Source organism: endosymbiont of Riftia pachyptila (vent Ph05) (assembly GCF_000224455.1).
In the GTDB taxonomy this organism is placed as follows: Bacteria; Pseudomonadota; Gammaproteobacteria; order Chromatiales; family Chromatiaceae; genus Endoriftia; species Endoriftia persephonae.
The window spans coordinates 1-22,545 of the sequence record NZ_AFOC01000061.1 but is presented as its reverse complement, the minus strand read 5'-3'; the positions used below and the strand labels follow the sequence as shown (position 1 = coordinate 22,545).

27 protein-coding genes and 2 pseudogenes are annotated in these 22,545 nt (G+C 59.8%); 18 read left to right on the top strand and 11 right to left on the bottom strand.

Annotated elements, in window-relative coordinates; all coding sequences use genetic code 11:
- Window positions 1-146 precede the first annotated feature (146 nt).
- From RIFP1SYM_RS10525 to dapC, 8 genes and pseudogenes are all read right to left on the bottom strand, one after another.
- The gene (locus RIFP1SYM_RS10525; RefSeq protein WP_039960297.1) at window positions 147-764 is read right to left on the bottom strand and encodes a riboflavin synthase; all 618 of its coding nucleotides are present in this window, start codon (window positions 762-764) and stop codon (window positions 147-149) included.
- A gap of 20 nt (window positions 765-784) precedes the next feature.
- Window positions 785-1,988, bottom strand: a pseudogene (locus tag RIFP1SYM_RS10520) (glutathionylspermidine synthase family protein).
- A gap of 3 nt (window positions 1,989-1,991) precedes the next feature.
- Complete coding sequence (locus RIFP1SYM_RS10515; protein ID WP_005964024.1) at window positions 1,992-2,540, bottom strand: Cj0371 family chemotaxis-regulating polar lipoprotein; 549 nt, start codon at window positions 2,538-2,540, stop codon at window positions 1,992-1,994.
- 226 nt (window positions 2,541-2,766) lie between these two features.
- A complete protein-coding gene (locus RIFP1SYM_RS10510) occupies window positions 2,767-3,228 on the bottom strand; it encodes a tellurite resistance TerB family protein (RefSeq protein WP_005964021.1) in 462 nt (153 codons plus the stop codon).
- Between the two features lie 47 nt (window positions 3,229-3,275).
- Window positions 3,276-4,403: a succinyl-diaminopimelate desuccinylase gene (gene dapE / locus RIFP1SYM_RS10505; RefSeq protein ID WP_005964019.1), complete on the bottom strand. Its 1,128-nt coding sequence runs from the start codon at window positions 4,401-4,403 to the stop codon at window positions 3,276-3,278.
- A complete protein-coding gene (locus RIFP1SYM_RS10500; RefSeq protein WP_005964016.1) occupies window positions 4,403-4,750 on the bottom strand; it encodes an ArsC family reductase in 348 nt (115 codons plus the stop codon). The genes dapE and RIFP1SYM_RS10500 overlap by 1 nt, the downstream gene beginning before the upstream one ends.
- A gap of 62 nt (window positions 4,751-4,812) precedes the next feature.
- The gene (gene dapD / locus RIFP1SYM_RS10495; RefSeq protein ID WP_005964013.1) at window positions 4,813-5,634 is read right to left on the bottom strand and encodes a 2,3,4,5-tetrahydropyridine-2,6-dicarboxylate N-succinyltransferase; all 822 of its coding nucleotides are present in this window, start codon (window positions 5,632-5,634) and stop codon (window positions 4,813-4,815) included.
- A 26-nt stretch (window positions 5,635-5,660) separates the two neighbouring features.
- The gene (dapC, locus tag RIFP1SYM_RS10490; protein ID WP_005964010.1) at window positions 5,661-6,857 is read right to left on the bottom strand and encodes a succinyldiaminopimelate transaminase; all 1,197 of its coding nucleotides are present in this window, start codon (window positions 6,855-6,857) and stop codon (window positions 5,661-5,663) included.
- A 105-nt stretch (window positions 6,858-6,962) separates the two neighbouring features.
- Here dapC and RIFP1SYM_RS18770 point away from each other — a divergent pair.
- The 16 genes and pseudogenes from RIFP1SYM_RS18770 to RIFP1SYM_RS10420 form a co-directional block, all read left to right on the top strand.
- Window positions 6,963-7,145, top strand: a pseudogene (locus RIFP1SYM_RS18770) (AF1514 family protein); the annotation flags it as partial.
- A 61-nt stretch (window positions 7,146-7,206) separates the two neighbouring features.
- Window positions 7,207-7,308 carry an AF1514 family protein gene (locus tag RIFP1SYM_RS18105; RefSeq protein ID WP_240992083.1) on the top strand — a complete coding sequence of 34 codons (102 nt, stop codon included), beginning with the start codon at window positions 7,207-7,209 and terminating at the stop codon, window positions 7,306-7,308.
- A gap of 176 nt (window positions 7,309-7,484) precedes the next feature.
- Window positions 7,485-7,997, top strand: a complete 513-nt coding sequence (locus RIFP1SYM_RS10485) for a Na+/H+ antiporter subunit E (RefSeq protein ID WP_005964007.1) — start codon at window positions 7,485-7,487, stop codon at window positions 7,995-7,997.
- A complete protein-coding gene (locus tag RIFP1SYM_RS10480) occupies window positions 7,994-8,260 on the top strand; it encodes a monovalent cation/H+ antiporter complex subunit F (RefSeq protein ID WP_005964005.1) in 267 nt (88 codons plus the stop codon). Before RIFP1SYM_RS10485 ends, RIFP1SYM_RS10480 begins: the two co-directional genes overlap by 4 nt.
- Complete coding sequence (gene mnhG, locus RIFP1SYM_RS10475) at window positions 8,257-8,562, top strand: monovalent cation/H(+) antiporter subunit G (RefSeq protein WP_005964003.1); 306 nt, start codon at window positions 8,257-8,259, stop codon at window positions 8,560-8,562. The genes RIFP1SYM_RS10480 and mnhG overlap by 4 nt, the downstream gene beginning before the upstream one ends.
- Window positions 8,559-8,861 carry a hydrogenase subunit MbhD domain-containing protein gene (locus RIFP1SYM_RS10470; RefSeq protein ID WP_005964001.1) on the top strand — a complete coding sequence of 101 codons (303 nt, stop codon included), beginning with the start codon at window positions 8,559-8,561 and terminating at the stop codon, window positions 8,859-8,861. The genes mnhG and RIFP1SYM_RS10470 overlap by 4 nt, the downstream gene beginning before the upstream one ends.
- Window positions 8,848-9,534, top strand: a complete 687-nt coding sequence (locus RIFP1SYM_RS10465; RefSeq protein WP_005963999.1) for an MnhB domain-containing protein — start codon at window positions 8,848-8,850, stop codon at window positions 9,532-9,534. Before RIFP1SYM_RS10470 ends, RIFP1SYM_RS10465 begins: the two co-directional genes overlap by 14 nt.
- Entirely contained in the window at window positions 9,534-10,154 is a 621-nt protein-coding gene (locus tag RIFP1SYM_RS16980; protein WP_081417738.1) for a sodium:proton antiporter, read from the top strand. Before RIFP1SYM_RS10465 ends, RIFP1SYM_RS16980 begins: the two co-directional genes overlap by 1 nt.
- The gene (locus RIFP1SYM_RS10455) at window positions 10,057-11,463 is read left to right on the top strand and encodes a complex I subunit 5 family protein (RefSeq protein ID WP_420855220.1); all 1,407 of its coding nucleotides are present in this window, start codon (window positions 10,057-10,059) and stop codon (window positions 11,461-11,463) included. The genes RIFP1SYM_RS16980 and RIFP1SYM_RS10455 overlap by 98 nt, the downstream gene beginning before the upstream one ends.
- Window positions 11,460-13,337 (top strand): proton-conducting transporter transmembrane domain-containing protein, encoded by a 1,878-nt coding sequence (locus RIFP1SYM_RS10450; protein WP_005963993.1) that lies wholly within the window; start codon window positions 11,460-11,462, stop codon window positions 13,335-13,337. The genes RIFP1SYM_RS10455 and RIFP1SYM_RS10450 overlap by 4 nt, the downstream gene beginning before the upstream one ends.
- Window positions 13,337-14,233, top strand: coding sequence for a respiratory chain complex I subunit 1 family protein (locus tag RIFP1SYM_RS10445; RefSeq protein WP_005963991.1), 897 nt, complete (start codon window positions 13,337-13,339; stop codon window positions 14,231-14,233). The genes RIFP1SYM_RS10450 and RIFP1SYM_RS10445 overlap by 1 nt, the downstream gene beginning before the upstream one ends.
- Window positions 14,234-14,310: 77 nt before the next feature.
- Entirely contained in the window at window positions 14,311-15,000 is a 690-nt protein-coding gene (locus tag RIFP1SYM_RS10440) for an NADH-quinone oxidoreductase subunit B (protein WP_005963987.1), read from the top strand.
- Window positions 15,001-15,054: 54 nt separating this feature from the next.
- Window positions 15,055-15,621, top strand: a complete 567-nt coding sequence (locus RIFP1SYM_RS10435) for an NADH-quinone oxidoreductase subunit C (RefSeq protein WP_006474044.1) — start codon at window positions 15,055-15,057, stop codon at window positions 15,619-15,621.
- 2 nt (window positions 15,622-15,623) lie between these two features.
- The gene (locus RIFP1SYM_RS10430; protein WP_005963985.1) at window positions 15,624-16,766 is read left to right on the top strand and encodes an NADH-quinone oxidoreductase subunit D; all 1,143 of its coding nucleotides are present in this window, start codon (window positions 15,624-15,626) and stop codon (window positions 16,764-16,766) included.
- Window positions 16,766-18,601 (top strand): FAD-dependent oxidoreductase, encoded by a 1,836-nt coding sequence (locus RIFP1SYM_RS10425; protein ID WP_005963983.1) that lies wholly within the window; start codon window positions 16,766-16,768, stop codon window positions 18,599-18,601. Before RIFP1SYM_RS10430 ends, RIFP1SYM_RS10425 begins: the two co-directional genes overlap by 1 nt.
- The gene (locus tag RIFP1SYM_RS10420) at window positions 18,594-19,097 is read left to right on the top strand and encodes a ferritin family protein (protein WP_005963981.1); all 504 of its coding nucleotides are present in this window, start codon (window positions 18,594-18,596) and stop codon (window positions 19,095-19,097) included. Before RIFP1SYM_RS10425 ends, RIFP1SYM_RS10420 begins: the two co-directional genes overlap by 8 nt.
- Before the next feature lie 64 nt (window positions 19,098-19,161).
- Here RIFP1SYM_RS10420 and RIFP1SYM_RS10415 read toward each other — a convergent pair whose 3' ends face one another.
- A complete protein-coding gene (locus RIFP1SYM_RS10415; RefSeq protein WP_305790624.1) occupies window positions 19,162-19,419 on the bottom strand; it encodes a hypothetical protein in 258 nt (85 codons plus the stop codon).
- A 244-nt stretch (window positions 19,420-19,663) separates the two neighbouring features.
- On the opposite strand from RIFP1SYM_RS10415, the gene RIFP1SYM_RS10410 reads away from it, so the two are divergent.
- Window positions 19,664-20,257 carry a MarC family protein gene (locus tag RIFP1SYM_RS10410; RefSeq protein ID WP_039960291.1) on the top strand — a complete coding sequence of 198 codons (594 nt, stop codon included), beginning with the start codon at window positions 19,664-19,666 and terminating at the stop codon, window positions 20,255-20,257.
- A 162-nt stretch (window positions 20,258-20,419) separates the two neighbouring features.
- Window positions 20,420-21,166, top strand: coding sequence for an Ig-like domain-containing protein (locus RIFP1SYM_RS10405; RefSeq protein ID WP_039960290.1), 747 nt, complete (start codon window positions 20,420-20,422; stop codon window positions 21,164-21,166).
- A gap of 30 nt (window positions 21,167-21,196) precedes the next feature.
- On the opposite strand, the gene RIFP1SYM_RS10400 is transcribed toward RIFP1SYM_RS10405, so the two are convergent.
- Together RIFP1SYM_RS10400 and cobC are read right to left on the bottom strand one after the other, a co-directional pair.
- Entirely contained in the window at window positions 21,197-21,940 is a 744-nt protein-coding gene (locus RIFP1SYM_RS10400) for an adenosylcobinamide-GDP ribazoletransferase (protein WP_039960289.1), read from the bottom strand.
- A gap of 1 nt (window position 21,941) precedes the next feature.
- Window positions 21,942-22,541: an alpha-ribazole phosphatase gene (cobC, locus tag RIFP1SYM_RS10395; protein WP_005963970.1), complete on the bottom strand. Its 600-nt coding sequence runs from the start codon at window positions 22,539-22,541 to the stop codon at window positions 21,942-21,944.
- Window positions 22,542-22,545 lie beyond the last annotated feature (4 nt).

The window sequence follows — 22,545 nt, the reverse complement described above, 5'->3', positions numbered from 1 at the left end:
GATGTAGGGGAGGAGCGTGAGCGGGGGCGCGATAGCCTTACGTGCGATTTACGCCTTGAATCTGAATATTCTGAATCACAATCGACTTCGTCCAGGCTTAATCAGAGGCTCCCTAAGCAATCCGTTATCGGCACCTGCCCGGAATTCTATGTCGCCTCGATATAGTCGGGCAGGATGCGTTCCACCGTATCGACAATCGCCTGGGTCTGCGGGTCGATCTCGATGTTGATCCGGTCTCCCGGCTGGCGCGCGCCAATATTGGTACGTTGCAGGGTCTCGGGGATTAGGTTGACATCAAATTCGTTGCCATCGATCTCGCCAATGGTGAGGCTGATGCCGTCGATACCGATGTAGCCCTTGGCAAATAGATACTTGCCAAAGGCCTCGGGCAGACGGAAGCGGATGTTGCGGTTGTTCTCCGAGCGCTTCACCGCCACCACTTCGGCAGTGCAGATGATATGCCCGGACATGGCGTGGCCACCGATATCGTCGCCAAAACGGGCGGCTCGCTCTACGTTGACCCGGTCGCCGGGTTGCAGTTCGCCGAGGTTGGTCAGGCGCAGGGTCTCGCGCATCAGGTCGAAGCTGACGATATCCCCGTCGATCGCGGTGACAGTGAGGCAGCAGCCGTTGTGCGCCACCGAGGCGCCCGGCACCAGCCCCGCCAGCGTTGCCTCGGGCAGGCGCACTCGATGGGTGCGGAAATCGGTCTTCTCGCTGATCTCGACCAGCTCGGCGGTGCCTTGGACGATACCGGTGAACATAGCGGCTCCTGGGGTGGTGGTCAGGCGCTGGGGAGCCGCAGGGGCTCGCTGATCAGATGGCCGACAAACTTGCTCATGTTGTCGAGGATCGCGCCACCGCGGCGAAAGCCGAGCCCACAAGGCTTCCCAGACGTAGAAAACGCCGGCCTGATAGTGTCGTCCGGCGCTGTCTTTGGGGAACTCCACAAACTCCTGGTAGATACTCTTGTGGAAGCCGTAGGGGCCGTCGCTCTGCTCAATGATTTGGCCGTTGGCGTCGAGGATTGCCATGTTGGCGCCCTCCCGGCCGAACAGCTTTTTCTCCACCTGGGGCAGGCCGTTGAGCGGCTCAAAGGCGGTCTTCAGCAGATAGGGTGAGTCGGGGTAGAGGTCGCAGAGGATCTTCATCATCCCCTTGCTCTGAAACAGCAGGGTGTAGGCGGGGTTGATGAAGCGAGTCTGGCCCTGTTTGGCGATCTTTTCCAGGATCCGGGTCAGCTCCAGCTCCTGCTCGGCGATATCTTCCCAGGGAAAGAGTTTGAACCAGAAGTCGGCCAGCTGTTTGTCTTTGTTGAAGACCCCTTCGGTGTTGATGAAACCGGCCTCGTCCAGGTAGCAGAAGTCGGTAAAGAGACCGGCCTCGTGGGCGACCTGCTGCAGGTAGCGGGTGGTGCGCTCATCCTCCGGCAGGTCGCGGATGCTGGAGAAGAGCAGCTTCTCGCCCTGGTAGGCACTGGCGAAGTCGAAGTTGGCGTCGCCACCGCTGATCAGGCGCTGGAAGTTGCCCTGCAGCATCTCGTGTAGGTTGTTGAACTGGCGCGCCTCATCCATGCCGTTGGCTTTCAGGATCGCCCACTGGATGATGGCGGTCTCGAACAGGCTGGTGGGGGTGTCGGCGTTGAACTCGATCAGCTTGATCGGCTTGCCGTCCAACCCCCCGGCCAGGTCGAAACGACCGTAGAGGTGCCAGTCGTCCCGCTCCCAGCTCTCTTCGATCAGCCCTACCAGGTTGGAGGGGATGCCCAGCTCATAGTAGAGCTGGTTGTCGATGACGTGCTGGGCCGCCTCCACATACATATCGTAGAGGGTGTTGGCGGCCTGGTAGTAGGCCTCCGCCTCCGCTTCGCTGACCGGCACCAGTTCACTGGCGATGTAGTCGCTGCCATCCTCATCGGTATGCCAGCTCATGCCGATCTCTTCCATGAGGCCCTTGTCGAGGGGCTTCACTGCCAGGGTATCGACCACGCTTCAGCCTCCAAAGGAGCCAAAGCGGCTGTTGGAGGATCGGGGGGCCGATTTGTTGCCGCCAAAGAAGCCGCTCTTGGGCTGCTTGTTGCTGGCAGTCTTCTTATAGGGTTGCGAGATCGAACTGGTCGGGCGGCCGCCGCCATACTGCTGCTGGTTGCGCTGGAAGTTACTGTTGTTCATCAGCTTGTTGGCGATCATGCCACCGATCAGCGAGCCGGCCGCAGTCGCCAGCAGGGTCTCGCCCAGGGACATGCCGCCGGAGTGCATGGAGGGATCTTCGGTGAGACGAGAGGTGCCCGCCTCGACCTTGGCGGCCTCCTGTTCGGCGATCTGTTTCAGTTCATCCTCGGAGAGGAAGCGCTCGTTGCCATCCATATCGCGCAGGATGGCGCGGTTTGGGCCGGTGGTTGGATGTTTCTCTACCAGCTTGTAGCTGTCGGGATTGGCGCCGGTCTGCTCGATCACCATAAAGGCGTTTTGCCCCTGTTCGGCGCCAGGCCTGTGAGCCAAAGCCGCCGGGGGGGGGTGCTCCCTGGTCGCTGCAGCCATTGAGGCTGGCGATCACGCTTAGGCCGATACTGCCGGCGATGGAGTAGGAGAGTACCTTCTTGATGTGTTTCATTGAGTTGCCTGTGATGCTTTCCAAGAACAATTGAGGGGCATTCTAACTGCTTGCTGGTATGCACAAAACCGTAGAGTGGTTTGGGATAGATGGCGCAGAAGCCTGTTTGCCGGGGAGGGAGGCCGCTTTGGGTCTTCGGCGTGGTTCGGCTGGTCACTTGGTCGAGTTGAGAACACGGTGTTTGGCTGCGATGAAATCCCCATGAGCGACATGGATCAGATCAGCCAGCCTGCGAATCAGATGTTCTTCATACTTGTGCAGTTCGTTGTCGGCAAAGGCCACATGCCACAGCTTCTCGATCAGCGCTATCTTTTGCGTTGGGCTGTAGTGCTGGTTGATCAGACGGGTGAACTGAAAATAGTCCGTCGATGCGGCCTGTTCCGACCTGGCGAGTGTGACCAGTTGATCCGCCTCCTTAGCATCAAGGCCGAAATGGTTTGTCACCGCATCGAGCAGCGCACGTTTCTCTTCCTCGTGTTGCCTGTAGTCGGACTCCGCAACCTCGAGCAGCAACGCGGCAACCGCCAGTCGGAGTGCGTGTTGTGGATCCCGTGCTGTTTCCTGGGAGCCGGGCGCCAGATGGGTATCAAAAAAACGTTTGATGGTATCGAGCATCTGTACTCTCTGATGGTGGGTTTGTCTAGAAGGGATAGGGTGAGAACCTACAGCAGCAACTGTTTAAGTATTCCGGTATAGATGCGGGCCAGATGCTCCAGATCATCGATGCTGACACACTCGTTGACCTGATGGATGGTGGCGTTGAGCGGTCCCAGTTCGAGTACCTGGGCACCGGTGGGGGCGATGAAGCGCCCGTCGGAGGTGCCGCCGGAGGTGGAGAGTTCGGTGTCAAACCCCATCTCGTCGCGGATTGCCGCCTGAGCCGCCTCCACCAAGGGCCCGGAGGGGGTGAGGAAGGGGTTGCCGGAGAGCTGCCAGCGGATCTCATAGTCGAACTTACCCTTGTCCAGTATCGCCTCCACTTGCTGCTGGATGCGCTCCGCATTCAGTTCGGTGGAGAAGCGGAGGTTGAACTGGGCGTTGAGTTCGCCAGGGATGATATTGGTGGCGCCGGTGCCCATGTTGAGGTTGGCGATCTGGAAGCTGGTGGGAGGGAAGTGCTCATTGCCCTGGTCCCACTCCTCGACGCAGAGCTGTGCCAGCACCGGGGCGAAGGCGTGTAGCGGATTTTTCGCCAGCTGCGGGTAGGCGACATGGCCCTGTTTGCCGATCACCTTTAGGTAGCCGCTGATCGAGCCGCGCCGGCCGTTTTTCACCGTATCGCCCAGCCGCTTGCTGCTGGAAGGCTCGCCCACTAGGCACCAGTCGATCTTCTCCCCTCTCGCCTCCAGAGTCTCCACCACCCGGATGGTGCCATCGCTGGCGTCACCCTCTTCGTCGCTGGTGATGAGAAAGGCGATGGAGCCTTGATGATCGGGGTGCTCGCCGATGAAGGTCTCACAGGCGGTAACCATCGCCGCCAGGCTGCCCTTCATGTCGGCGGCGCCGCGGCCGTAGAGCCGGCCGTCGCGGATCTCCGGTTGGAACGGGTCGGAGTGCCACTGCTCGCGTGGTCCGGCAGGCACCACATCGGTGTGGCCGGCAAGGCAGAACAGCGGGCCGTTGTCGCCACGCCGCGCCCAGAAGTTGTCAGTGTTGCCAAAACGCAGCCGCTCGATGCGGAAGCCGAGGGCCTGTAGGCGCTCAATCATCAGCTCCTGACAGCCGGCATCCGTGGGGGTGACCGACTGGCGGCCGATCAGTTCGATGGCGAGTGAGAGGGTCTCGGACATCAGTCGAAGATCTCCGCGTAACTCGCCTCCGAAAAGCCCACATAGCGGGCATCATTGGCATCCAGCACCGGTCGTTTGATGATCGATGGGGTGGCCAGCATCACCTCGATGGCGCTGGCCTGGTCGATGTTGGCCTTAGTCTCAGCGTCGAGCTTGCGCCACATCATGCCGCGCTTGTTGAGCAGCGTCTCCCAGCCCAGTTCAGCGACCCAGTCGAGCAGTAGCTGCCGTTCCAGCCCGGCCTTTTTGAAGTCGTGGAACTGATATTCGATGCCATGATCGTTAAGCCATTTGCGGGCCTTTTTCATGGTGTCGCAGTTTGGAATGCCGTATATCGTGATCGCCATAAATTATGAATTTTGAATTCAGAATTGATAATTCAAAATTTGGTGTTGGATGGCGTTAGCCATCAGATATCACGCAGCAGTTCGTTGATGCCAACCTTGGAGCGGGTCTTCTCGTCAACCTGCTTGATGATCACCGCGCAGTAGAGGCTGTGGCTGCCGTCCTTTGAGGGCAGACTGCCGGGTACCACCNCCGCGCCGGTGGGAACCCGACCGAAGCTGATCTCGCCGGTGAGGCGATTGTAGATCTTGGTGGACTGACCAATATAGACGCCCATCGAGATCACCGCGCCCTGTTCGACGATGACCCCCTCGACGATCTCGGAGCGGGCGCCGATGAAGCAGTTGTCTTCGATGATGGTGGGGGCCGCCTGCAGTGGCTCCAGTACGCCGCCGATGCCGACGCCGCCGGAGAGGTGCACGTTCTTGCCGATCTGCGCGCAGGAGCCGACTGTGGCCCAGGTATCGACCATGGTGCCGGAATCGACGTAGGCGCCGATGTTGACGTAGGAGGGCATCAGCACGCAGGAGGGGGCGATATAGGCGCCCTTGCGTACCGAGGCGGGCGGTACTACGCGCACCCCAGAGTCGCGGAAGTCGCGGGAGTTGTGGTCGGCGTATTTAGAGGGGACCTTGTCCCAGTAGTTGGTGTAGCCACCCTTCTGGAAGTAGTTGTCGTTGAGCCGGAACGAAAGCAGCACCGCCTTCTTCACCCAGTCGTTAACCACCCAGTCGCCATCCTGCCTCTCGGCGACGCGGATCTCGCCCCGATCGAGCTGGTTGATCGCCTCGGCCACCGCGTCGCGCACTAGCGTGTCGGCGCTGCGTGGGGTGATCTCGGCACGCTTCTCGAAGGCGTCAGTGATGATGGTTTGGATATCGCTCATTAAGTCAGCTCCGAATGGCTATTCGTTTAAAGGTTTTCTACAAACTGTTTGATGCGGTGGGCGGCGTTGATGCACTCGTCGAGCGGTGCCACCAGCGCCATACGAATCCGGTTGTGGCCGGGATTTTCGTCGCCTTCGCCACGGGAGAGATAGCTGCCGGGCAGCACCGCCACGTTCTGCTGTTCGAGCAGGCCGCGGGCGAACTCCGGATCGGGGATCGGGGTCTTCGGCCAGAGGTAGAAGCCCGCCTTCGGGCGCTCCACCTCCAATACGCCATCGAGGATCTGCAACACTGCATTGAACTTCTCGCGATAGAGGCGGCGGTTCTCCGCGACATGCTTCTCATCGCCCCAGGCCTTGATGCTGGCGGCCTGAGTGGCGGGGGGCATGGCGCAGCCGTGGTAGGTGCGGTAGCGGAAGAATGCGTCGATGATCTTGGCGTCGCCGGCAACGAAGCCAGAACGTAGGCCCGGTGCGTTAGAACGTTTCGACAGGCTGTGGAAGACGATGCAGCGTTTGTAATCGGTGTTGCCCATCTGCGCAGCGGCCTGCAGCAGTCCTATCGGCGGTTGGGTCTCGTCCAGATAGATTTCCGAGTAGCACTCGTCGGCGGCGATCACAAAACCGTATTTGTTGGCCAGTCGGATCAGCTTCTGCAGGGTTTCGATGCCGATTACCGCCCCGGTGGGGTTGGAAGGTGAGCAGAGATAGAGCAGATGGCAGCGTTCCCAGGTGGTGGCGTCCACCGCATCGAAGTCGGGGATGAAGCCGTTTGCTTCGTTGCAGTTGAGGTAGACCGGTTCGGCCCCGGCCAGATAGGCGGCCCCTTCGTAGATCTGGTAGAAAGGGTTGGGCATCAGCACCAACGGCGAGCCGCGGCGGTTGACCACTGTCTGGGCGATCGCAAACAGTGCCTCGCGGGTGCCGTTGACCGGCAGGATATGTCTGGATGGATTGAGGCTCTCCGCCGGCAGCGAGAAGCGACGTTCCAGCCAGGCGGCGATGGCGGTGCGCAGCGATGCCGAGCCTTTGGTGGCGGGGTAGACCGAAAGACCGTGCAGATGGCTGATCACCTCTTCGGTGATCAGCCCCGGTGTCGGGTGCTTGGGTTCGCCGATGGAGAGCGAGATGGGGCTGAGTCCCACCGGCGGTTCCACACCCTTGTTCAGTTTCGCCAGCTTCTCGAAAGGGTAGGGTTGGAGCTTTTCCAGGTCGCCGTTCATCGGGGTTGGATCGCGGTTTGGGTTAACGGGGCATCATTGCCGCGTGCAAAGGGCGTAGTATAGGCGATCGGGAAAAGCCTGACCAACTTACAAAGGTAAACATCTATGTCTGATCGAGAGAGTGAGGAGGCGGCGGTCTGCATGGTTCGTCGTGAGCCGGAGATGCACGGAATCGAGGTCGTCGAACTCAATCCCGATCCGGCCTTGCTTGATTATCTGGAGGGGATGAAGCTGGCCGATGCTCAGGCGCAGTCGCGGTTCGGTGAGTTCATGCTGCTCTCCTGGTACGACCGGGACCGGGATTTTGAATCGCCACAGCACTCATCGGAGTGCCATCAGGAATGCGGCAGTGCCGGGCTATGTGGACTACGGCATCCATCATGGGGCCAAGCTCAAGATCGACATCGAGCAGGGACGTTTTGTCTTTTTCTACATGCCGCTGGATTTCTGAGCTGGATATCGCGCATTACTTTGATGCAGAACAAGTGCGGGTTGAGTGATCCGGCTTGGCCAGAATTTTCTCTGGCGGGATCTCAAAGAGTGGCTATACTTCGAGCGTCGCATGGGTTGGGAGTGTTGCCCATCGTGTGCAGAGTTCTGGCATCTCTATAGGTTTGCGGATCATCAGTGGAAGATAGACCGGTTTCGTTGGGACACTACCTCTTCGCTTACCTGAGTGCGCTAGCCTTGTGGCTGTTGTTAGTCGGTAGCCTGGACGCAGCTGAAGTCGTTACTGGGGCGCTGGTCGCCATGGTGGTAACCTTGGCGGCGAGGCCAAGGTTGCAGCTTCTGGCGGGGCTGCGACTGGAAGTGACCGCCCCCATCCATCTGTTTCGTTATCTCATCTATTTCTTTATCGCCCTGATCAAAGCCAATCTCGATGTGGCGCGTCGGGTACTGTCACCCTCATTGCCGATTCAGCCGGCACTGGTGGAGGTGGAGACCGAACTCCAATCTGATCTGGGCCGGTTATTACTTGCCAACAGTATTACCTTGACACCGGGCACCCTGTCGGTGGATGTGCGAGGTGAACGGATTCTGGTGCATTGGATCGATGCACTGCCGGGCCGTGACCTGGAGAGTGCAACGCAAGCGATCGTGGCTGGCTTTGAACGCCACCTGAAGGGTTTTCTGCGATGACACTGAGTGTGTTGGAGAAGTTGGCGTTATTCCTTATCGGTGCGGCGGTTGTGTTGAGCTTCCTGCGTCTGTTAATCGGCCCAGCAGCGCCGGACCGGATCGTTGCGGCAGATACCCTGGCGGTGATTACCACCAGTGCGTTGCTGATGTTGGCGGCGCTGTTTGGCAGTGTGCTCTATCTTGATGTGGCGTTGATCTACGGCACGCTGGCGTTTGTTGGCGTGGTGGCAATTGCCCGGGCCATCGAGGGGGGGCGGCCATGAGACTGTTGGCAGACATTTTCCTCCTGATCGGCGCGGCCTTTACCTTTCTTGGCGCATTGGGCCTGCTGCGTATGCCGGATGTCTACAATCGCATCCAGGCGGGGACTAAGGCGGTGACCCTGGGTTCCCTGTCGATTCTGCTCGGCATCGCGTTGCTATTTCCCGATTGGTGGAGCAAGTTGCTGCTGATTGCCGGATTCATCCTTCTGACCAATCCCATCGGTTCTTCCACCATCGCGCGGGCGTTGCTGGTGGCGGGCGTCAAGCCCTGGCAGAAGAGTGGCGAGGGAGTTGAAAAATGATCGCGCTGGAGGTCTGGATCGCCCTGCTCATCGTGCTGGTGATGCTCGGATCCGCGCTCGCAGTGTTGCTGCTGAGAAGTCATATCGCTGCGGTGGTGGCGGCCTCGGTGGTGTCGTTGACGGTAACGATGATCTTTGTGCTGCTGCGGGCGCCTGATGTGGCCATGACCGAGGCTGCGGTGGGGGCTGGTCTGAGCAGCCTGATCCTGGCCCTTGGCCTGCGCCGACTCGGGATCTGGCAGCTGGATGGAAAACGGGCGGGCCGGAACCTGCTGATGAGAGACCATGATGATGCGTAACCTGGCCTCTCTGCTGTTTGCTGGCGGCCTTGGCTTTCTCCTATGTGTGCTGGTTGGTGGACTTGATTTCGGCAATCTTCCCATGGTGGCCGGTGGTCTGATTCAGAGTGAGGCGCCAGTACAGGTTGGTACTGCCAATATCGTTACTGCGGTGGTGCTTGGCTACCGAGGCATAGATACCCTGGGGGAACTCTCAATCCTTTTCGCTTCGGCTGCTGCCGCCGGGCTGGTATTGGGGCGACGTCGGACGGCTGCTGACAAGGAACCGGAGGGCGGTTTCATCCTGCGCGCTGGTGGTGATCTGCTGTTTCCGCTGCTATTGGTGGTGGGTTTCTACATTATCTTCCATGGCCATCTGACTCCCGGTGGCGGTTTTCAGGGGGGTGTGATCCTTGCCGCGGCCTTCTTTCTGCCGCTGCTGGCGCGTCCCGGTAGCTCGTTGAATCATGCCGGTCTCAGTTTCATCGAGGGGCTCGCTGGGGCCGGCTTTATTCTCATTGGGCTGTGGGCGCTCTGGCAGGGGGGGGAGTTCCTGCAACCGATGTTAGAGCGAGGTGTGCTTGGTGAACTGCTCTCTGCCGGCACCCTGCCGCTGCTCTACCTGGCGGTGGGGTTGAAGGTAGGGGCGGAGTTGGCGGGGCTGCTGGCCCATCTGGCGGAGGCGGATGAGTGATGTATAACCTGAGCCTCGATCTGATCCTCTATAGCGGTGCTTTGGGGCTGATCGTCATCGGCCTCGCCGGCATGGTGCTCTCCCGCCATCTGTTTCGTGTGGTGCTGGCGCTGGCGATCGCCGAGGCCGGCGCCAATCTGCTGCTGGTGCTGGCCGGCTATCGTTGGGATGCGGTGGCGCCGATCCTGAGCGGTGCGCAAGCCCCGGCATCGATGGTCGATCCGGTGCCCCAAGCGATGGTGCTCACTGCGATTGTCATCGGGGTCGGCATTCAGGCCCTGGCAGTCAGCCTGTTGGTAAAGATCCGGCACAGTTTTGGTACCTTGGAGCGGAGTGAAGTGGCGGCCGGCATGGATGAAGCGATCGCCGTCAGTGCTGCTGTGCCACTGCTGGGTAGTCGTGAAAAACCGGCGGGAGGGCGTCTCTGCCACCGCCTGAGCCACTGCCGGAGAGCAAGGCATGAGCCAGATCGTGCTTGTTGTCGCCCTGCCGCTGTTGGCTGCCTTTCTGCTGCCGGTGGTGATGCGGATGGCGCTCGGCCTGGGTCTCTGGTTTGGTCCTGCCGTGCTGGGTTATGGACTCTGGACCCTGTGGCAAGTCTGGGCCCTTTCGGGGGGTGAAGCCTTCTCCCTGGCCATCGGTGGGTTTGCACCACCCCTGGGCATCAATTTTTATGTCGATCCACTGGCGATGCTGTTTGTTGCCGCGGTCCAGTTGATGGGGCTGCTCTTCTGGCCGTTCAAAATCGATCGGGAGACCCCGCGCCGTCAGTCGTTGATGCTGTTGTTGCTGGCTGTCTGCCGTGGCTTGGGCCTTTTTGGTGGGCTTTTCTCTTTCTATGTTTTCTGGGCGCTGGTTTTGGTGGGGTCTTTTTGCTTTCTGGCCGCGTTGGCTTGCGGTGCTGTCTATGTGGCGCCCTTCTTCTCTGTGTTGCTTCGTGGTCTCGGGTGCGTGCTGTGTCTGGTGTGGCTTCGGTTGATGTGCGGCGATCCTGGTGCGTTTTTTCTGTCGGCTTTTGCCCAGCTCGCTCCCGAGCAGTTGAATAATCCCCTGGGGCTTGCCGCTTTTGTCGCCATCCTTATCGGGGTTGGCGTGAAGGCGGAGCTGTTTCCGGTCAACAGCTGGGTGCCGGAGGTCTATGCTACGGCCCCCGCCCGAGTCTCGGCGATTCTTGCGGGGCTGGTCTCGAAGCTGGCGGTGCTGATCGTGGTGCGTCTGCTGGTGTTGCTGTTTCCACAGCCGGAGGCGGCGCAGGTGATGCTGCTGCTGGGCATGCTTGGGGTGATCAGTGGTGAGCTGGCGGCCTGGCGGGCACAGGATCTGAAGCGCATGTTGGCCTACTCCTCCATCGGGCAGCTGGGCATGATCTTCATCGCCTTTTCCCTGCCCGCGGGCGGTGGACTCTATGCCGGCCTGGCCCTGACGCTGCACCATATGCTGGTCAAACCAGGGTTGTTCATGCTGGCGGAGCGCTGGGGGGGCTCGCTGCAGCGGTTGCGTGGAGCAGGCTTTGTTTCACCGCTGGGGGCCGGGCTGTTTGTGTTGTTTTCGCTCTCGTTGGTGGGTATGCCGCCGTTGCCCGGGTTTTGGGCCAAACTGCTGTTGATCAGCGGGCTGGCGGGGCAGAGCGAGCCACTTTACATGATGGCATTGCTGGTCTTTCTCTCGGCCACGGTGGTGGAGGCGAGTTATCTGTTTCGGTTGGCGGCGGCGCTGTTGCAGCGTTCGCCAGAAGAGGTGTCGAAGATGGCTCCGTTACCTGAACGACAGGGTCTGCTGGTCTCGAGTCTGCTCGCTGCTGGGCTGATCAGCGCGCTGGTGATGATCGCCCCTCTCGCTGAAGGGCTGAAAGAGGTGGCCAGTGAGGCGGGCGATGTGAGCGGTTATGTGAAGCATGTCTTCCCTTCTCGGGGAGGTGCTGGCCAATGACCTTGACACCTCTCGATGAACTGCTGCTGTTCTCCGCAGGCACGCTGCTGCTGGTCCTGTTGTTTGGCCGTATCCGGGCCAGCGGTTGGTTCGTGACCATCCTCTTTGGCGGTCAGTTGGTGGGGCTTTTGAAGATGGCTGGGCTGGCCTATGGTGGGGCTGCTGTAGCGCTTGGCTGGCAGTTGGAGGTGATGGAGCACACCCTCTCCTGGCGCTTCGATGCCCTGAGCTGGTATTTCGCCATTATCACTCTCGGTGCGGCGTTCCTCAGCAGCTGGTTTGCCGCTGGTGAGTGGGGGGAGAGGTTTCGCAGTCAGGGTGGCAACCTCTGGCTGTTCCATGTAGCGATGGCGCTCAATGTGTTGACGATGCTGGTGTTGCTGGCCAGCGGTGACCTGCTTTCCCTGTTTATCGGTTGGGAGCTGGTGAGTTGGGCCGGTTTCCTGTTGATGGCGATGGCCGGTGGTGTGGCCACTAAAGCCGCGATGAAGTATCTCACCTATGCCATGGTCGGAGCGATGGCGATCTTCGGTGCCCTGGCGCTGCTCTTCAATCTGGCCGGATCGTTGCAATTCGAGGCGGTGATGGCCGCCGTGCCCACTCTTGGGACTGCCCAACTCTGGCTGTTGCTGCTGCTATTTTGTGCGGGCTTCGGCATCAAGATGGGATTGTTGCCGTTCCATCTCTGGCAGGCAGCGGCCTATGCCGAGACTCCTGGGCCGGGTGCCGCCTTTCTCGGCGCGATTTCGTCACGCATGGGGCTGTTTGCCATCCTGCTGGTATTGGTGAAACTGATTGGTATGAGTCGTGTTGAGGCGCTTGTGATCCCCCTCAGCATGATCGATGCGCGGGATCTGCTGGCCTGGATTGCCGTCTTTACCATTATCCTGCCCACCTTTACCGCGATGAAACAGAACGATGCGCGCCGGTTGCTCGCCTGGCATGGTATTGGGCAAGGCGGTTACATGCTGCTGGGCCTGGTGGTGGCGGACGCCATGGGCAGTGCCGGTGGTCTTCTGCACGTGTTTAACTATGCGACCTGTCAGGCGGCCCTGTTTTTGGCAGTGACCGCGGTGGTGCATCGCACAGGTAGTGCGGATCTGAACCAACTGGGTGGACTGGTGACACGCATGCCGCTCTCCTTCCTCACCCTGCTGATCGGCATCATCGGTCTGGCGGGTCTGCCGCCGATGAACGGTTTTGTCTCCAAGTGGCTGGTCTACCGTTCGTTGTTGAATGAGGGGATGCCGCTGCTCTTTGTTGCCACGGTGATAGGCACTCTGGGCACCATCCTTTCGGTCTACAAGCTGATTCACAATATGTTCCTCGGCCAGTTGCGGGTGGAGCACGAACAAGTTCGAGAGGCCCCTTGGAGTATGTTGGCGCCGATGCTGATCCTCTGCGTGATCATTTTTGCCAGCGGGCTGCTGCCGGGTATCCCACTGACCTGGGTTGCCGCGGTGCAGCAGGCGGTGGGGCTGCCGGTGCCCAGCTACACCCTGGGCGGGGTGGAGTCGGTCAGCGGCTCCCTGGATATGATCTGGGTGAGCGGGGTCTTGTTTGCCGGTTTCGGTATCGGTGCGCTGATCTTCTACTCCGCTGGCCCCAGCAAGCGGGTGCATCAGCTTGATAACTACGCAGGCGGCCACTTTCTCTCCGCTGATGTGCGCTACCAGTACAGCGACAATTTCTACGCCGGCCTGATGCACCTGATCGGCCCTTGGTATCGGCAGAGTTTTATATGGCTGGAGCGGGCCTTGGTTTCGTTCGTCGAATTTCTCTCATTGGGTATGCAGGGCATCTACCGGCGGGCACCGGCCGAGCTCTATCTGCTGATGACAACCGTCGTGTTGCTGGCCTGGGTGGTGATCTGATGATGGCACTGGGACTGTTGCTCGAACTGCTGCTGATGCCATTGATCGCCTTCCTGGCCGGTATGGGGATGGTGTTGATGATGCGTCGTATCGCGGCCAAACTGCAGCGCCGGGTCGGTCCACCACTACTGCAGCCGCTGTATGACATCGTCAAACTGCACAGCAAGGCGACCCAGGTTTCCCACGGTTTGATCCATGACATCGGTATCATCATGGCGGTGGGGGGCTACATCGCCGCCGAGACCCTACTGCCGGTGCCGGGCATGGAGGGCATTGCCGCCAAGGGTGGCATCATCACCCTGGTCTATCTGATGATGATCCCCTCTTTGGGGCTGGCGCTGGGGGTAGGGCAGTGCGCCAACCCCAACGGCTCCATCGGCATCGCCAGAGCGCTGACTGCGATGCTCGCCTACGACATCCCTTTCGTGATCGTGATCTTCGGTGTTGCCTATCACTTCGGCACTACCAACCTGGTGGAGGTCATCGCCGCCCAGCAGGCGGGCGGCATGGCGAGCTGGGGGGCGATTGAGATGCCGCTGTTGGCCATCGCCGGACTGTTCGCGATGCAGGCCTCGCTGGGCAAACAGCCGTTTGAGATTTATGTCGCCCCGGCAGAGATCGCCACCGGCCCGATGGTTGAGATGGGCGGTAAGTACCTGGGTGGGCTGTTTGTGATGCAGTGTTTTCAGCTCTACACCAGCGCTGTGCTCTACGTGGTGCTGTTCCTTGGCGGTGGCTACAACTGGCCCGATCTGTTGTTGAAGAGTTTCCTGGTAGTCGCCATTCCCATGACCATCGCCTTTCTGTTTCCGCGTTACCGCACCGAGGATATGATCAGATTGATGTGGAAGTGGCCGGTGATGCTGGGGTTGATCGGCCTGGCCTTTGTTATGTAGGAGCGCTGTTAGTAGCGCGAATTCTATAGCCTACGTATTTCGTGCCGTAAGCGGCGCTCCTACGGGATCTGGATGATATGAGTGATTTGAAAAAGATACCGGTAGTCGCAGGACGGCGGGGCAATCCGCTGGCCCGTGTCTTTGATGAACTGGTGCGATTTTGCCGCTCCCGCTCGCTGTTCATCCTCCACTACTGCACCGGCTGCGGGGCGATTGAGTTGCCGCCGGCGATGACCTCCCGCTTCGACATGGAGCGCCTGGGTCTTCAGCCGATGGTCTCGCCGCGTCAGGCCGATATCCTGCTGATAACGGGTTATGTTTCGATCAAGACCCTGAAGCGGGTGATCCTCACCTACGAGCAGATGGGCTCGCCTAAGTATGTCATCGGCATCTGCTCCTGCACCGTCAACGGCGGCATGTACTGGCAGAGCTACGCCACTGCCAAAAAGCTGGATGAGTACATGCCGGTGGATCTCTACATCGCCGGTTGTATGCCGCGCCCCGAGGCGGTGATTACCGGCCTGCGGCAGCTGATGGAACAGATCAGGCATGGAGAGGCCAACCGCTGGCAGGACTACTACCGCCGATACGACTGGTACCTGGGGAACCAGCAGCACCTGTTCGGTGACAACTGGCAGACCCCCACCGATGTGATCGCCGAAGCGGAGCACTATGGCCTGATCGGCGATCAGACCCTGGGACGGCACACGGCGCTATTGCAACAGCATCAGAAGCCGCTGGAGGCGCTGGAGATGCGGCTTAAATAGTTTGCAGTGGTGGTATTTGCACAACTCACAATTCATAACTGAGAAGTTGGATTGATGGAACAGCAGCTCGACAAGGTACTGAAAGAGATTGAAGGCATAGAGGTGCGGCGCAAGCGCTCGCGGCGGGTGCGGGTCGATCTGCCCGCCGATGCGCTGCCGGCGCTGCTGGAGCTGTTGCAGGGCAAGGCCGGTTATCTGCACCTCTCCGCCATCAGCTGTGTCGACTGGATCGATGAGGGAGAGTTTGAGTTGGTCTACCATGTCTGGTCCTACGAGAGTCAGTCGCTGGTTTCCGCCCATGTGCGCATCGCCCGCGATCCCGGCGTCTACCTTTCGGTCTACGACATCTACCAGCCCGCCGCCTTCTTTGAGCGTGACATCCACGAGATGTACGGTCTTTGGTTTGAGGGTAGCCCCAACATGGAAAGGTTCATCCTCACCGAGTGGGAGGGGCCACCTCCCATGCGCAAAGAGTTCGATAGCGAGGCCTATGTCAACCAACACCTCAACTGGCAGAACTATCAGCCCGACTGGCTGCTGGATCTGGTGGAGCAGGGTGGGGGGATTGAGGTGCCGCCGGAGGAGCAGCGCTTCAGCCAGAAAGGCAAGGTGGGGAACTAACCATGCGACCGGAGAACTACCAGGCGATTAGCCAGCCGTCGAGCAACGAGTACGAACTCAACTTCGGGCCCAACCACCCAGGCATTGAGGGCAACTACGCTCTCAAGGTGAAGCTGCATGGTGACAAGGTAATCGAGGCCAAGGCCGACGGCGGCTATTTGCACCGAGGCTTCGAGAAGCTGATGGAGCAGCGCTTGTGGATTCAAAATATCGCCCTGGTGCCGCGTATCTGTGTGCCCGATCCCTCTCCCATGGAAGTCTGCTACTCGATGGCGGTGGAGGATCTGTGCGGCCTGGAGGTGCCGGAGCGGGCCCAGTGGATCCGCGTGATGCAGTTGGAGCTGTCGCGCATCGCCGCGCATCTCTTTACCTTCGGCGGCCATGCGGCCACCACCGGCATGTACAGCACCATGTATTGGGGGGTGGCGGACCGTGACCTTCTGCTCGATCTGTTTGAGGAGTTCACCGGCGGCCGGGTCTACAGCATCTACAACATCCCCGGTGGGGTGCGCAGGGAACTGCCGACCGGGTTTCTCAAACGCCTCGCCGATACCCTCGATTACATCGAGTCGCGCCTGCCCGACTACGACAACCTCTTCTTCACCAACCAGGTGTTTGTGCAGCGCGCTAAGGGGGTTGGGGTGATGAGCCAGGAGCAGGCCCTGGAGTGGGGGGTGACCGGACCCAACCTGCGCGCCACCGGCCTGGCCTTCGATGTGCGCAGAGATGACCCTTACCTGATCTACGATCAGATCGACTTCGAGATCCCCACGCAAGATGCGGGGGACGCCTGGGCCCGCACCCTGGTGCGCCGCGCCGAGCTGCAGCAGAGCATCCGCATCCTGCGCCAGGTGGTTGCGGCGCTGCCTGACATCAAAGGGCCGCTCCGTGCGCCGATTCCCAATCCCCTGGCGTGGAATGTGCCGGCGGGGGAGACCTACAGCCGGGTCGAATCCTCCAAGGGTGAGCTCGGCTACTTCGTGGTCTCCAATGGCGGCCCTAAACCCTACCGGGTGCATGTGCGAGGGCCATCATCCATGCATGCGGTGCAGGTGCTGGAAAAACTCGCTGTGGGCTCGCGTATCGAGGACGTGGCACAGACCATGTTCTCGCTGGACGCCTGTCCACCGGAGGTCGACCGCTGATGTCCGACATCGACTATAAGGATAAGGGCAGTATCCTCAATCCGCTGAAGAGTCTGCAGTTCTTCGCCCGCAAGCCGGTGACAGAGCCGCTCGAGCCGCGGCCAGCAGCGGAGAACTATCGCGGCTTCCACCTCAACGATCACGAAAAGTGCATCGGCTGCAGCTCCTGCCAGAAAGTGTGTGACAACGCCGCCATCACCATGGTCAAGGTGCCGCATCTGCGGGAGGATCCGGTGCAGGGCATCCGCAACCTGCGCCCGGCTATCGACTATGGCCGCTGCTGCTGGTGCGCGCTCTGTGTCGATATCTGTCCCACCGGGGCGATCACTCTCTCCCGGGAGTATGTGCATACCTGCACCCAGGCGCAGATCGACAGCTACTTCATCCTGCCCGATGAGATCGGCATTCATGGTGAGTTCCATGGTCAGGGTTGGACCAAAACCGCTGACTCCGACCTGCTGGACCTGGAACGCCAGCCGATGGCGGAGCTGGAGCCTGAGCAACGCATCGACAATTTTGACGAGATTGTTGCCGGTTTCACCCTGCAGCAGGCGGTGCTGGAGGCCTCCCGCTGCGTGCAGTGTGGGATGTGCCACGATGCTTGTCCGACCCATATGGATGCGCCGGAGTACATCCGCGCCATCTGGCAGGAGGATCTGGAAGGCGCAGTACGCTGGATTTACCGCTCCAACCCCTTCTCCCACGTCTGCGGCCGGGTCTGCACCCGCCGTTGTGAGAGCGCCTGCTCCATCGGTCGCCGCGGCGACCCGGTGGCGATCCGCTGGCTCAAACGCTACGCCATGGATGCGGTGGGCCATGCGCGCGTCAAGGCGATCGCTGCCGAGGGCAAGGCCGACTACCTGACCGGTCACCGTATCGCTATCATCGGCGCCGGCCCCGCCGGGCTCACCGCCGCCTATGACCTGGCATGCAAGGGGCACGAGGTCACCGTGTTCGAGGCGCGGGAGAAGCCGGGCGGTATGACCCGCTACGGCATCCCGGAGTACCGGCTTCCCTACGATATGCTGGATCGGGACATCGACGTCATCACCTCCCTGGGGGTGAAGATCGAGTGCAACACCCAGGTTGGGATCGACATCAGCATGCCGCAGCTGCAGCGAGATTACGACGCTGTGGCACTGGCTATCGGCCTGCACCTGGGGCGTTCCACCCGTATTCCAGGCAGCGACCATGCCCAGGTGAAGAAAGCGGTGGAGCTGTTGCGTGCCATCACCGACGAGCAGCCGTTCGAGTTGCCGCGACAGGCGGTGGTGATTGGTGGCGGCAACGTGGCGATGGATATTGCCCGCTCTTTGGCCCGACTGCAGAAGCAGCAGTTTGGCGAGGTGCAGGTGACGGTCACCGCGCTGGAGGATCAGGCCCACTTCCTGGCCGATCCGGTGGAGATCAAGGAGTGCCATGAGGAGGGGATCGAGATTCTCGACGCCCGCGGCCCCCAGGAGTTTGTGGTGGAGGAGGGCGAACTGAAGGGGCTGAAAAGCTGGCGGGTGCGCTCCATCTTCGATGAGCAGGGACGCTTCGCCCCCAGTTATGACGAGTCTGACGAACAGCTCCACCCCGGTGAGATGGTGGTCGAGGCGATCGGCCAGATGGCGGATGTCAGTCTGTTGGGTGATGCGCTGACCGAACAGTTGGCGTGGAACCGGGGACGTATCCAGGTGGATGAAAACGGTCGTACCTCAGTGGATGGGTTCTGGGCCGCTGGCGACTGTGTCAACGGACCGGACGTGGTGCACGCGGTGGCGGATGGACACCGAATTGCGGCCAGCATCGACGGCTGGCTGAATTTGAAGGAGAGGGCGGATCATGAGTGAGGGCAACGCCTCCGGTCACGACAGACTGAAGTCACAGAAGAGCCTGGATGAGATCCTGGCTGTCGCCATCGAGTTTGAACGAACGGCACGAGACTTCTATCGCGATCTGATCCCCAAGGTGAGCAAGCAGATTCGCTGGCTGGTTGAGGAGTTGGCGGAGGAGGAGCAGCGCCACTACGATCTCTTCTGTGAGCTGCGCTCCCGACCCGATATCGAGCAGCAGCTTAAGATAAAGATGAAGACGCCGGCCAGTGATCACAGGTTTTCGGATGCCATCCAGCTTCCCGACCTGGGGGCGAAACCGGACGACCAGTCGGTACTCCAGTATGCGCTCGGCCGTGAACATGCCGCTATGGAGCAATACCGCTCATTGGCTGACAACAGCAACTCCGGCCCAATCAAAGAGCTGTTTGCGTTTCTCGCCAACGAAGAAACCCAGCACAAGAATGAGCTGGAAAAGCTCTATTACGAAGTCGTGCACAGCGGCGGCGTCTAGCCCGTTTATGGCGGGTCAGCAGGAGAACGGGCCCAACTGATCTGGGCCCTAGAAGTTTCTCGCGTTATGCGGCCTCGTGGTAGACGGGCTCTCCCAACTCCTTGAAACTAAACAACTGCATTGCACGTTGGCCGTTGTAGTCCAGAACCCTCAGGTCATCGCTCTCGTGCAGGTTGTGCAGTACGTTCTGGAAATGACCGCCGTAGCGGGCCTCCGCCATCTCGATTGGTACATCAAAGGCGAGGAATTTGCTGATCCCCTTGCCATCCAGTCGCTTCAGCAATGCTGGGTCCTCCAGTGAGGCGTACGAGGTGAGAATCACAATAGGTCCACTTCCGGTGAATAACATGGCAGCTTTCATGGTCGACCTCCTCTTGATAGGCAACGGCTGGTTGCGAACAATTCCCCTATTGGAATTTTAGTCAATCCACCAGCTGGTTGTGTCTCTCTAGAGCATCCTACGGCTGGCTGTCATCCAGCTGATATTGAACCACTATATAGAGAAAGTGTTCAGCGTATGCTTGGCGACTTGCTGAGCCAAATAGTAGGTGAGGTGTGCCGGGGCGATGGAGATTCTATCGATAGCGATTACCCTGTTTCTGATCATGGACCCGTTCGGCAATATCCCGGTGTTTCTGTCGATCCTGGCGCGGGTGACGGAAGAGCGGCGCCGGGTGGTGCTGGCGCGGGAGCTGCTGCTGGCCCTAGTGGTGATCCTGCTGTTTGTCTTTTTTGGCGGGACAGTGATGAGCCTGTTTGGTTTGAGCCGGGCGGCGGTAACCATCGCCAGTGGCGCCATTCTGTTTCTGATCGCCTTGCGGTTGGTGTTTCCTGAGAAGGAGGCGGCAGCGGATGATGAGTTCGAGGATGAACCGCTGCTGGTGCCTCTGGCAGTGCCGCTTATCGCCGGTCCTTCGCTGCTGGCGGTATTGCTGGTATTTACCGCCACGGAACCTGACGCCCGTGGCACACTATTAATTGCGGCACTACTCGCCTGGTTGGCGACTTCTACTATTTTGCTGGCCTCGACCTTTCTCTATCGGGTGTTCTCCCGTCGGGGGCTGGAGGCGATTGCGCGACTCATGGGCATGATCCTGATCGCCCTGGCTGTGCAGTTTCTGCTCGACGGGGTCAGTGACTATCTTTCCTGTTGCACTTGATGATGTTCATCAGCGGCTGGTAAGTGTCTGAAATCACAGTTTAAGCGCAAAGGTGGATGAAGTGTGAACCGGGTTCCCCGGGTTCCGACTGCTCGGTCACGATACTTATTCCTGCAGCAGAGTAAGCTTCCTGACAGTGACCAACCGGAGCAACAGGAAACCATGTCAAGCTACTCGTACAACACGTTTTTTGCACTCAGCCTGCTGGCCGCCACCGCACTGACGGGCTGTGGGACCGATAGTGTAACCCTGCAGAGCGTATCCACTTCTAACAGCAGCGTTATCGATACTCAGGCTGTGGACAACAGCTTTGTTGGAGAGTCCGGTGTCAGCACGGTGACGTCCAATCCTGTTGAGATTAGCACCCCGGTGGTGGAGAAAAGTGCGCCTGAGGCCAACCCCGACTTTGTTTCAACGACGAAGAACGCCAATGTGGTGATTCCGGTGCTGGAAAATGACAACTCTCCCGATGCTGAGATTGTCAGGCTCGACATTATCAGCTGGCCGAATGCCGGGGAGCTGGTCGTCGAGGCCAATGGCTCGGTGATCTACAGTCCGCATGCGGGTTTTGAAGGGAGCGATTCCTTCGTCTATCAGATTGAGGACGAGAACGGCGAGATTGCATCGGCGCTGGTTGATATCCGTGTCTCCTGTGACGCACAGGCGGGTGAGTGCAGCTACCCGGTGCGACTCTCCTGGTCGATTGAGAAGAGCGACGACGTCACAGGTTACTATGTCTACCACGGGCTCAACTCCGGCGACTATCCGGATCGCCACTGGGTTCCAAACCTAGAGACCGTGTTCGAGATCGAGCTGGCGGATTTGGGCAGCCACTTCTTTGCGGTGACAGTGGTGGACAAGGATGGCCAGGAGTCGGGCTACTCCAAAGAGGCGATTATCGTTCTTTAGCCGTGAACAGGCTGCTTTCGGGAAAAATAGTCATGCCATCAGGGCTGCAGTAAGCAGCATCATTGTTTCGGTAATCTCAACCAACGCCCCGGCGGTGTCGCCGGTGGTACCGCCGATTCGCCTCAGCATGAGAGTGCGTAGCAGAAAGAATATGCCCGCCATGGTAAACAGCAGCCAAAACCCTGGGATGCCAATAAAGATCGGAACCGCAGCCAGAGTGGAAAGAGTCACGACTAGGCTCACGCGGCGGGGCAAATGGCCTGAGAGCAGGCTTCCAAGGCCGTTTGACCGGACATAGGGCGTAGTGAGGAATAGCAGCACCAGTGCTGTGCGCCCAAGCACGGGAGCCAGCAGCAGGGCTTGCCAGTTTTCGCAGGTGATGAGGTGTTGCAGTGCTGTGAATTTGATCAGCAGAACCAGCACCAGGGTGACCACCGCCGCTGGGCCGCAATAGGGATCTTTCATGATCGCAAGCGTCCGTTTGGGATCACCCAAGCCGCCGATCCAGGCATCGGCGCTGTCGGCCAATCCATCCAGGTGGAGTGCCCCTGTCAACAATACCCAGAGCGTGAGTGCCAAGGCTGCGGCTACGAATGTGGGCGCTTCATTAAGCCCCAGGACGAGGACGGCAAGCAGCGCGCCGATGACCAGTCCAACCAGCGGATAGTAGAGCAGCGAACGCCCCATCGTCTTGTTATCCGGCGGTTCCTTGAGCCGTACAGGCAGTACGCTGAGAAACTGCAGGGCGACCAGGAAGGGGCGGGGCGGGAACATGTCAGAGCTGTTCGATCTGTTTGGTGGATGGGGTTTCCTGCGCATCAATTGAGGTGCGTAGGGAGTATAAGGCTCCATGTTTGACCTCGATCTCCAGTAGTCTGCCAACCGGACGTTGTTGTACCTGACAGAGCAGCACGCGGATCACGCCGCCGTGGGTGACGACCAGCACACGCTCTCCTGTGTGAGCATGGATGATGCTGTTCCATGCGGTGAGCACACGCGCTTGAAACTGCGTCAGCGGTTCGCCATCGGGCGGTGTGTGTTGCTCCGGATCGGCCCAGAAGCGTACTAGCGCATCCGGGTCTTCCTCCATCAGTTCGGCCGCACTGCGGCCTTCCCAAGCGCCGAAGTGGATCTCGCTCAGGCGCTGCTCGATGGTGAGAGGCAGCGAATGTTGTTGTGCAAACTCTCTGGCGAAACCGGCGCAGCGTTTGAGCGGTGAGCTGATCACTCGATCCCAGTGAGGCTCTCCGTTGGTGGCACTCCTCATCTGATCCCAACCGATATCGGTCAGCGGATCGTCCGTGCTGCCGCGAAACCGGGGACCGCCTTCTGTTTCGCCATGGCGCAGGAGATCGATATGGATGATGCCTTCCATGACG

Coding starts and splice junctions, on each gene's coding strand:
- RIFP1SYM_RS10515 (WP_005964024.1), bottom strand. CDS start 2,540: ATGGCTGCAGCGACCAGGGAGCACCCCCCCCCGGCGGCTTTGGCTCAC.
- RIFP1SYM_RS10435 (WP_006474044.1), top strand. CDS start 15,055: ATGGAACAGCAGCTCGACAAGGTACTGAAAGAGATTGAAGGCATAGAG.
- RIFP1SYM_RS10510 (WP_005964021.1), bottom strand. CDS start 3,228: ATGCTCGATACCATCAAACGTTTTTTTGATACCCATCTGGCGCCCGGC.
- mnhG (WP_005964003.1), top strand. CDS start 8,257: ATGAGACTGTTGGCAGACATTTTCCTCCTGATCGGCGCGGCCTTTACC.
- RIFP1SYM_RS16980 (WP_081417738.1), top strand. CDS start 9,534: ATGTATAACCTGAGCCTCGATCTGATCCTCTATAGCGGTGCTTTGGGG.
- RIFP1SYM_RS10445 (WP_005963991.1), top strand. CDS start 13,337: ATGATGGCACTGGGACTGTTGCTCGAACTGCTGCTGATGCCATTGATC.
- RIFP1SYM_RS10450 (WP_005963993.1), top strand. CDS start 11,460: ATGACCTTGACACCTCTCGATGAACTGCTGCTGTTCTCCGCAGGCACG.
- RIFP1SYM_RS10400 (WP_039960289.1), bottom strand. CDS start 21,940: ATGTTCCCGCCCCGCCCCTTCCTGGTCGCCCTGCAGTTTCTCAGCGTA.
- RIFP1SYM_RS10500 (WP_005964016.1), bottom strand. CDS start 4,750: ATGGCGATCACGATATACGGCATTCCAAACTGCGACACCATGAAAAAG.
- dapE (WP_005964019.1), bottom strand. CDS start 4,403: ATGTCCGAGACCCTCTCACTCGCCATCGAACTGATCGGCCGCCAGTCG.
- RIFP1SYM_RS10430 (WP_005963985.1), top strand. CDS start 15,624: ATGCGACCGGAGAACTACCAGGCGATTAGCCAGCCGTCGAGCAACGAG.
- RIFP1SYM_RS10480 (WP_005964005.1), top strand. CDS start 7,994: ATGACACTGAGTGTGTTGGAGAAGTTGGCGTTATTCCTTATCGGTGCG.
- RIFP1SYM_RS10465 (WP_005963999.1), top strand. CDS start 8,848: ATGATGATGCGTAACCTGGCCTCTCTGCTGTTTGCTGGCGGCCTTGGC.
- RIFP1SYM_RS10425 (WP_005963983.1), top strand. CDS start 16,766: ATGTCCGACATCGACTATAAGGATAAGGGCAGTATCCTCAATCCGCTG.
- RIFP1SYM_RS10470 (WP_005964001.1), top strand. CDS start 8,559: ATGATCGCGCTGGAGGTCTGGATCGCCCTGCTCATCGTGCTGGTGATG.
- RIFP1SYM_RS10405 (WP_039960290.1), top strand. CDS start 20,420: ATGTCAAGCTACTCGTACAACACGTTTTTTGCACTCAGCCTGCTGGCC.
- RIFP1SYM_RS10420 (WP_005963981.1), top strand. CDS start 18,594: ATGAGTGAGGGCAACGCCTCCGGTCACGACAGACTGAAGTCACAGAAG.
- dapC (WP_005964010.1), bottom strand. CDS start 6,857: ATGAACGGCGACCTGGAAAAGCTCCAACCCTACCCTTTCGAGAAGCTG.
- RIFP1SYM_RS10410 (WP_039960291.1), top strand. CDS start 19,664: ATGGAGATTCTATCGATAGCGATTACCCTGTTTCTGATCATGGACCCG.
- RIFP1SYM_RS10440 (WP_005963987.1), top strand. CDS start 14,311: ATGAGTGATTTGAAAAAGATACCGGTAGTCGCAGGACGGCGGGGCAAT.
- cobC (WP_005963970.1), bottom strand. CDS start 22,541: ATGGAAGGCATCATCCATATCGATCTCCTGCGCCATGGCGAAACAGAA.
- RIFP1SYM_RS10525 (WP_039960297.1), bottom strand. CDS start 764: ATGTTCACCGGTATCGTCCAAGGCACCGCCGAGCTGGTCGAGATCAGC.
- RIFP1SYM_RS10455 (WP_420855220.1), top strand. CDS start 10,057: ATGCGGATGGCGCTCGGCCTGGGTCTCTGGTTTGGTCCTGCCGTGCTG.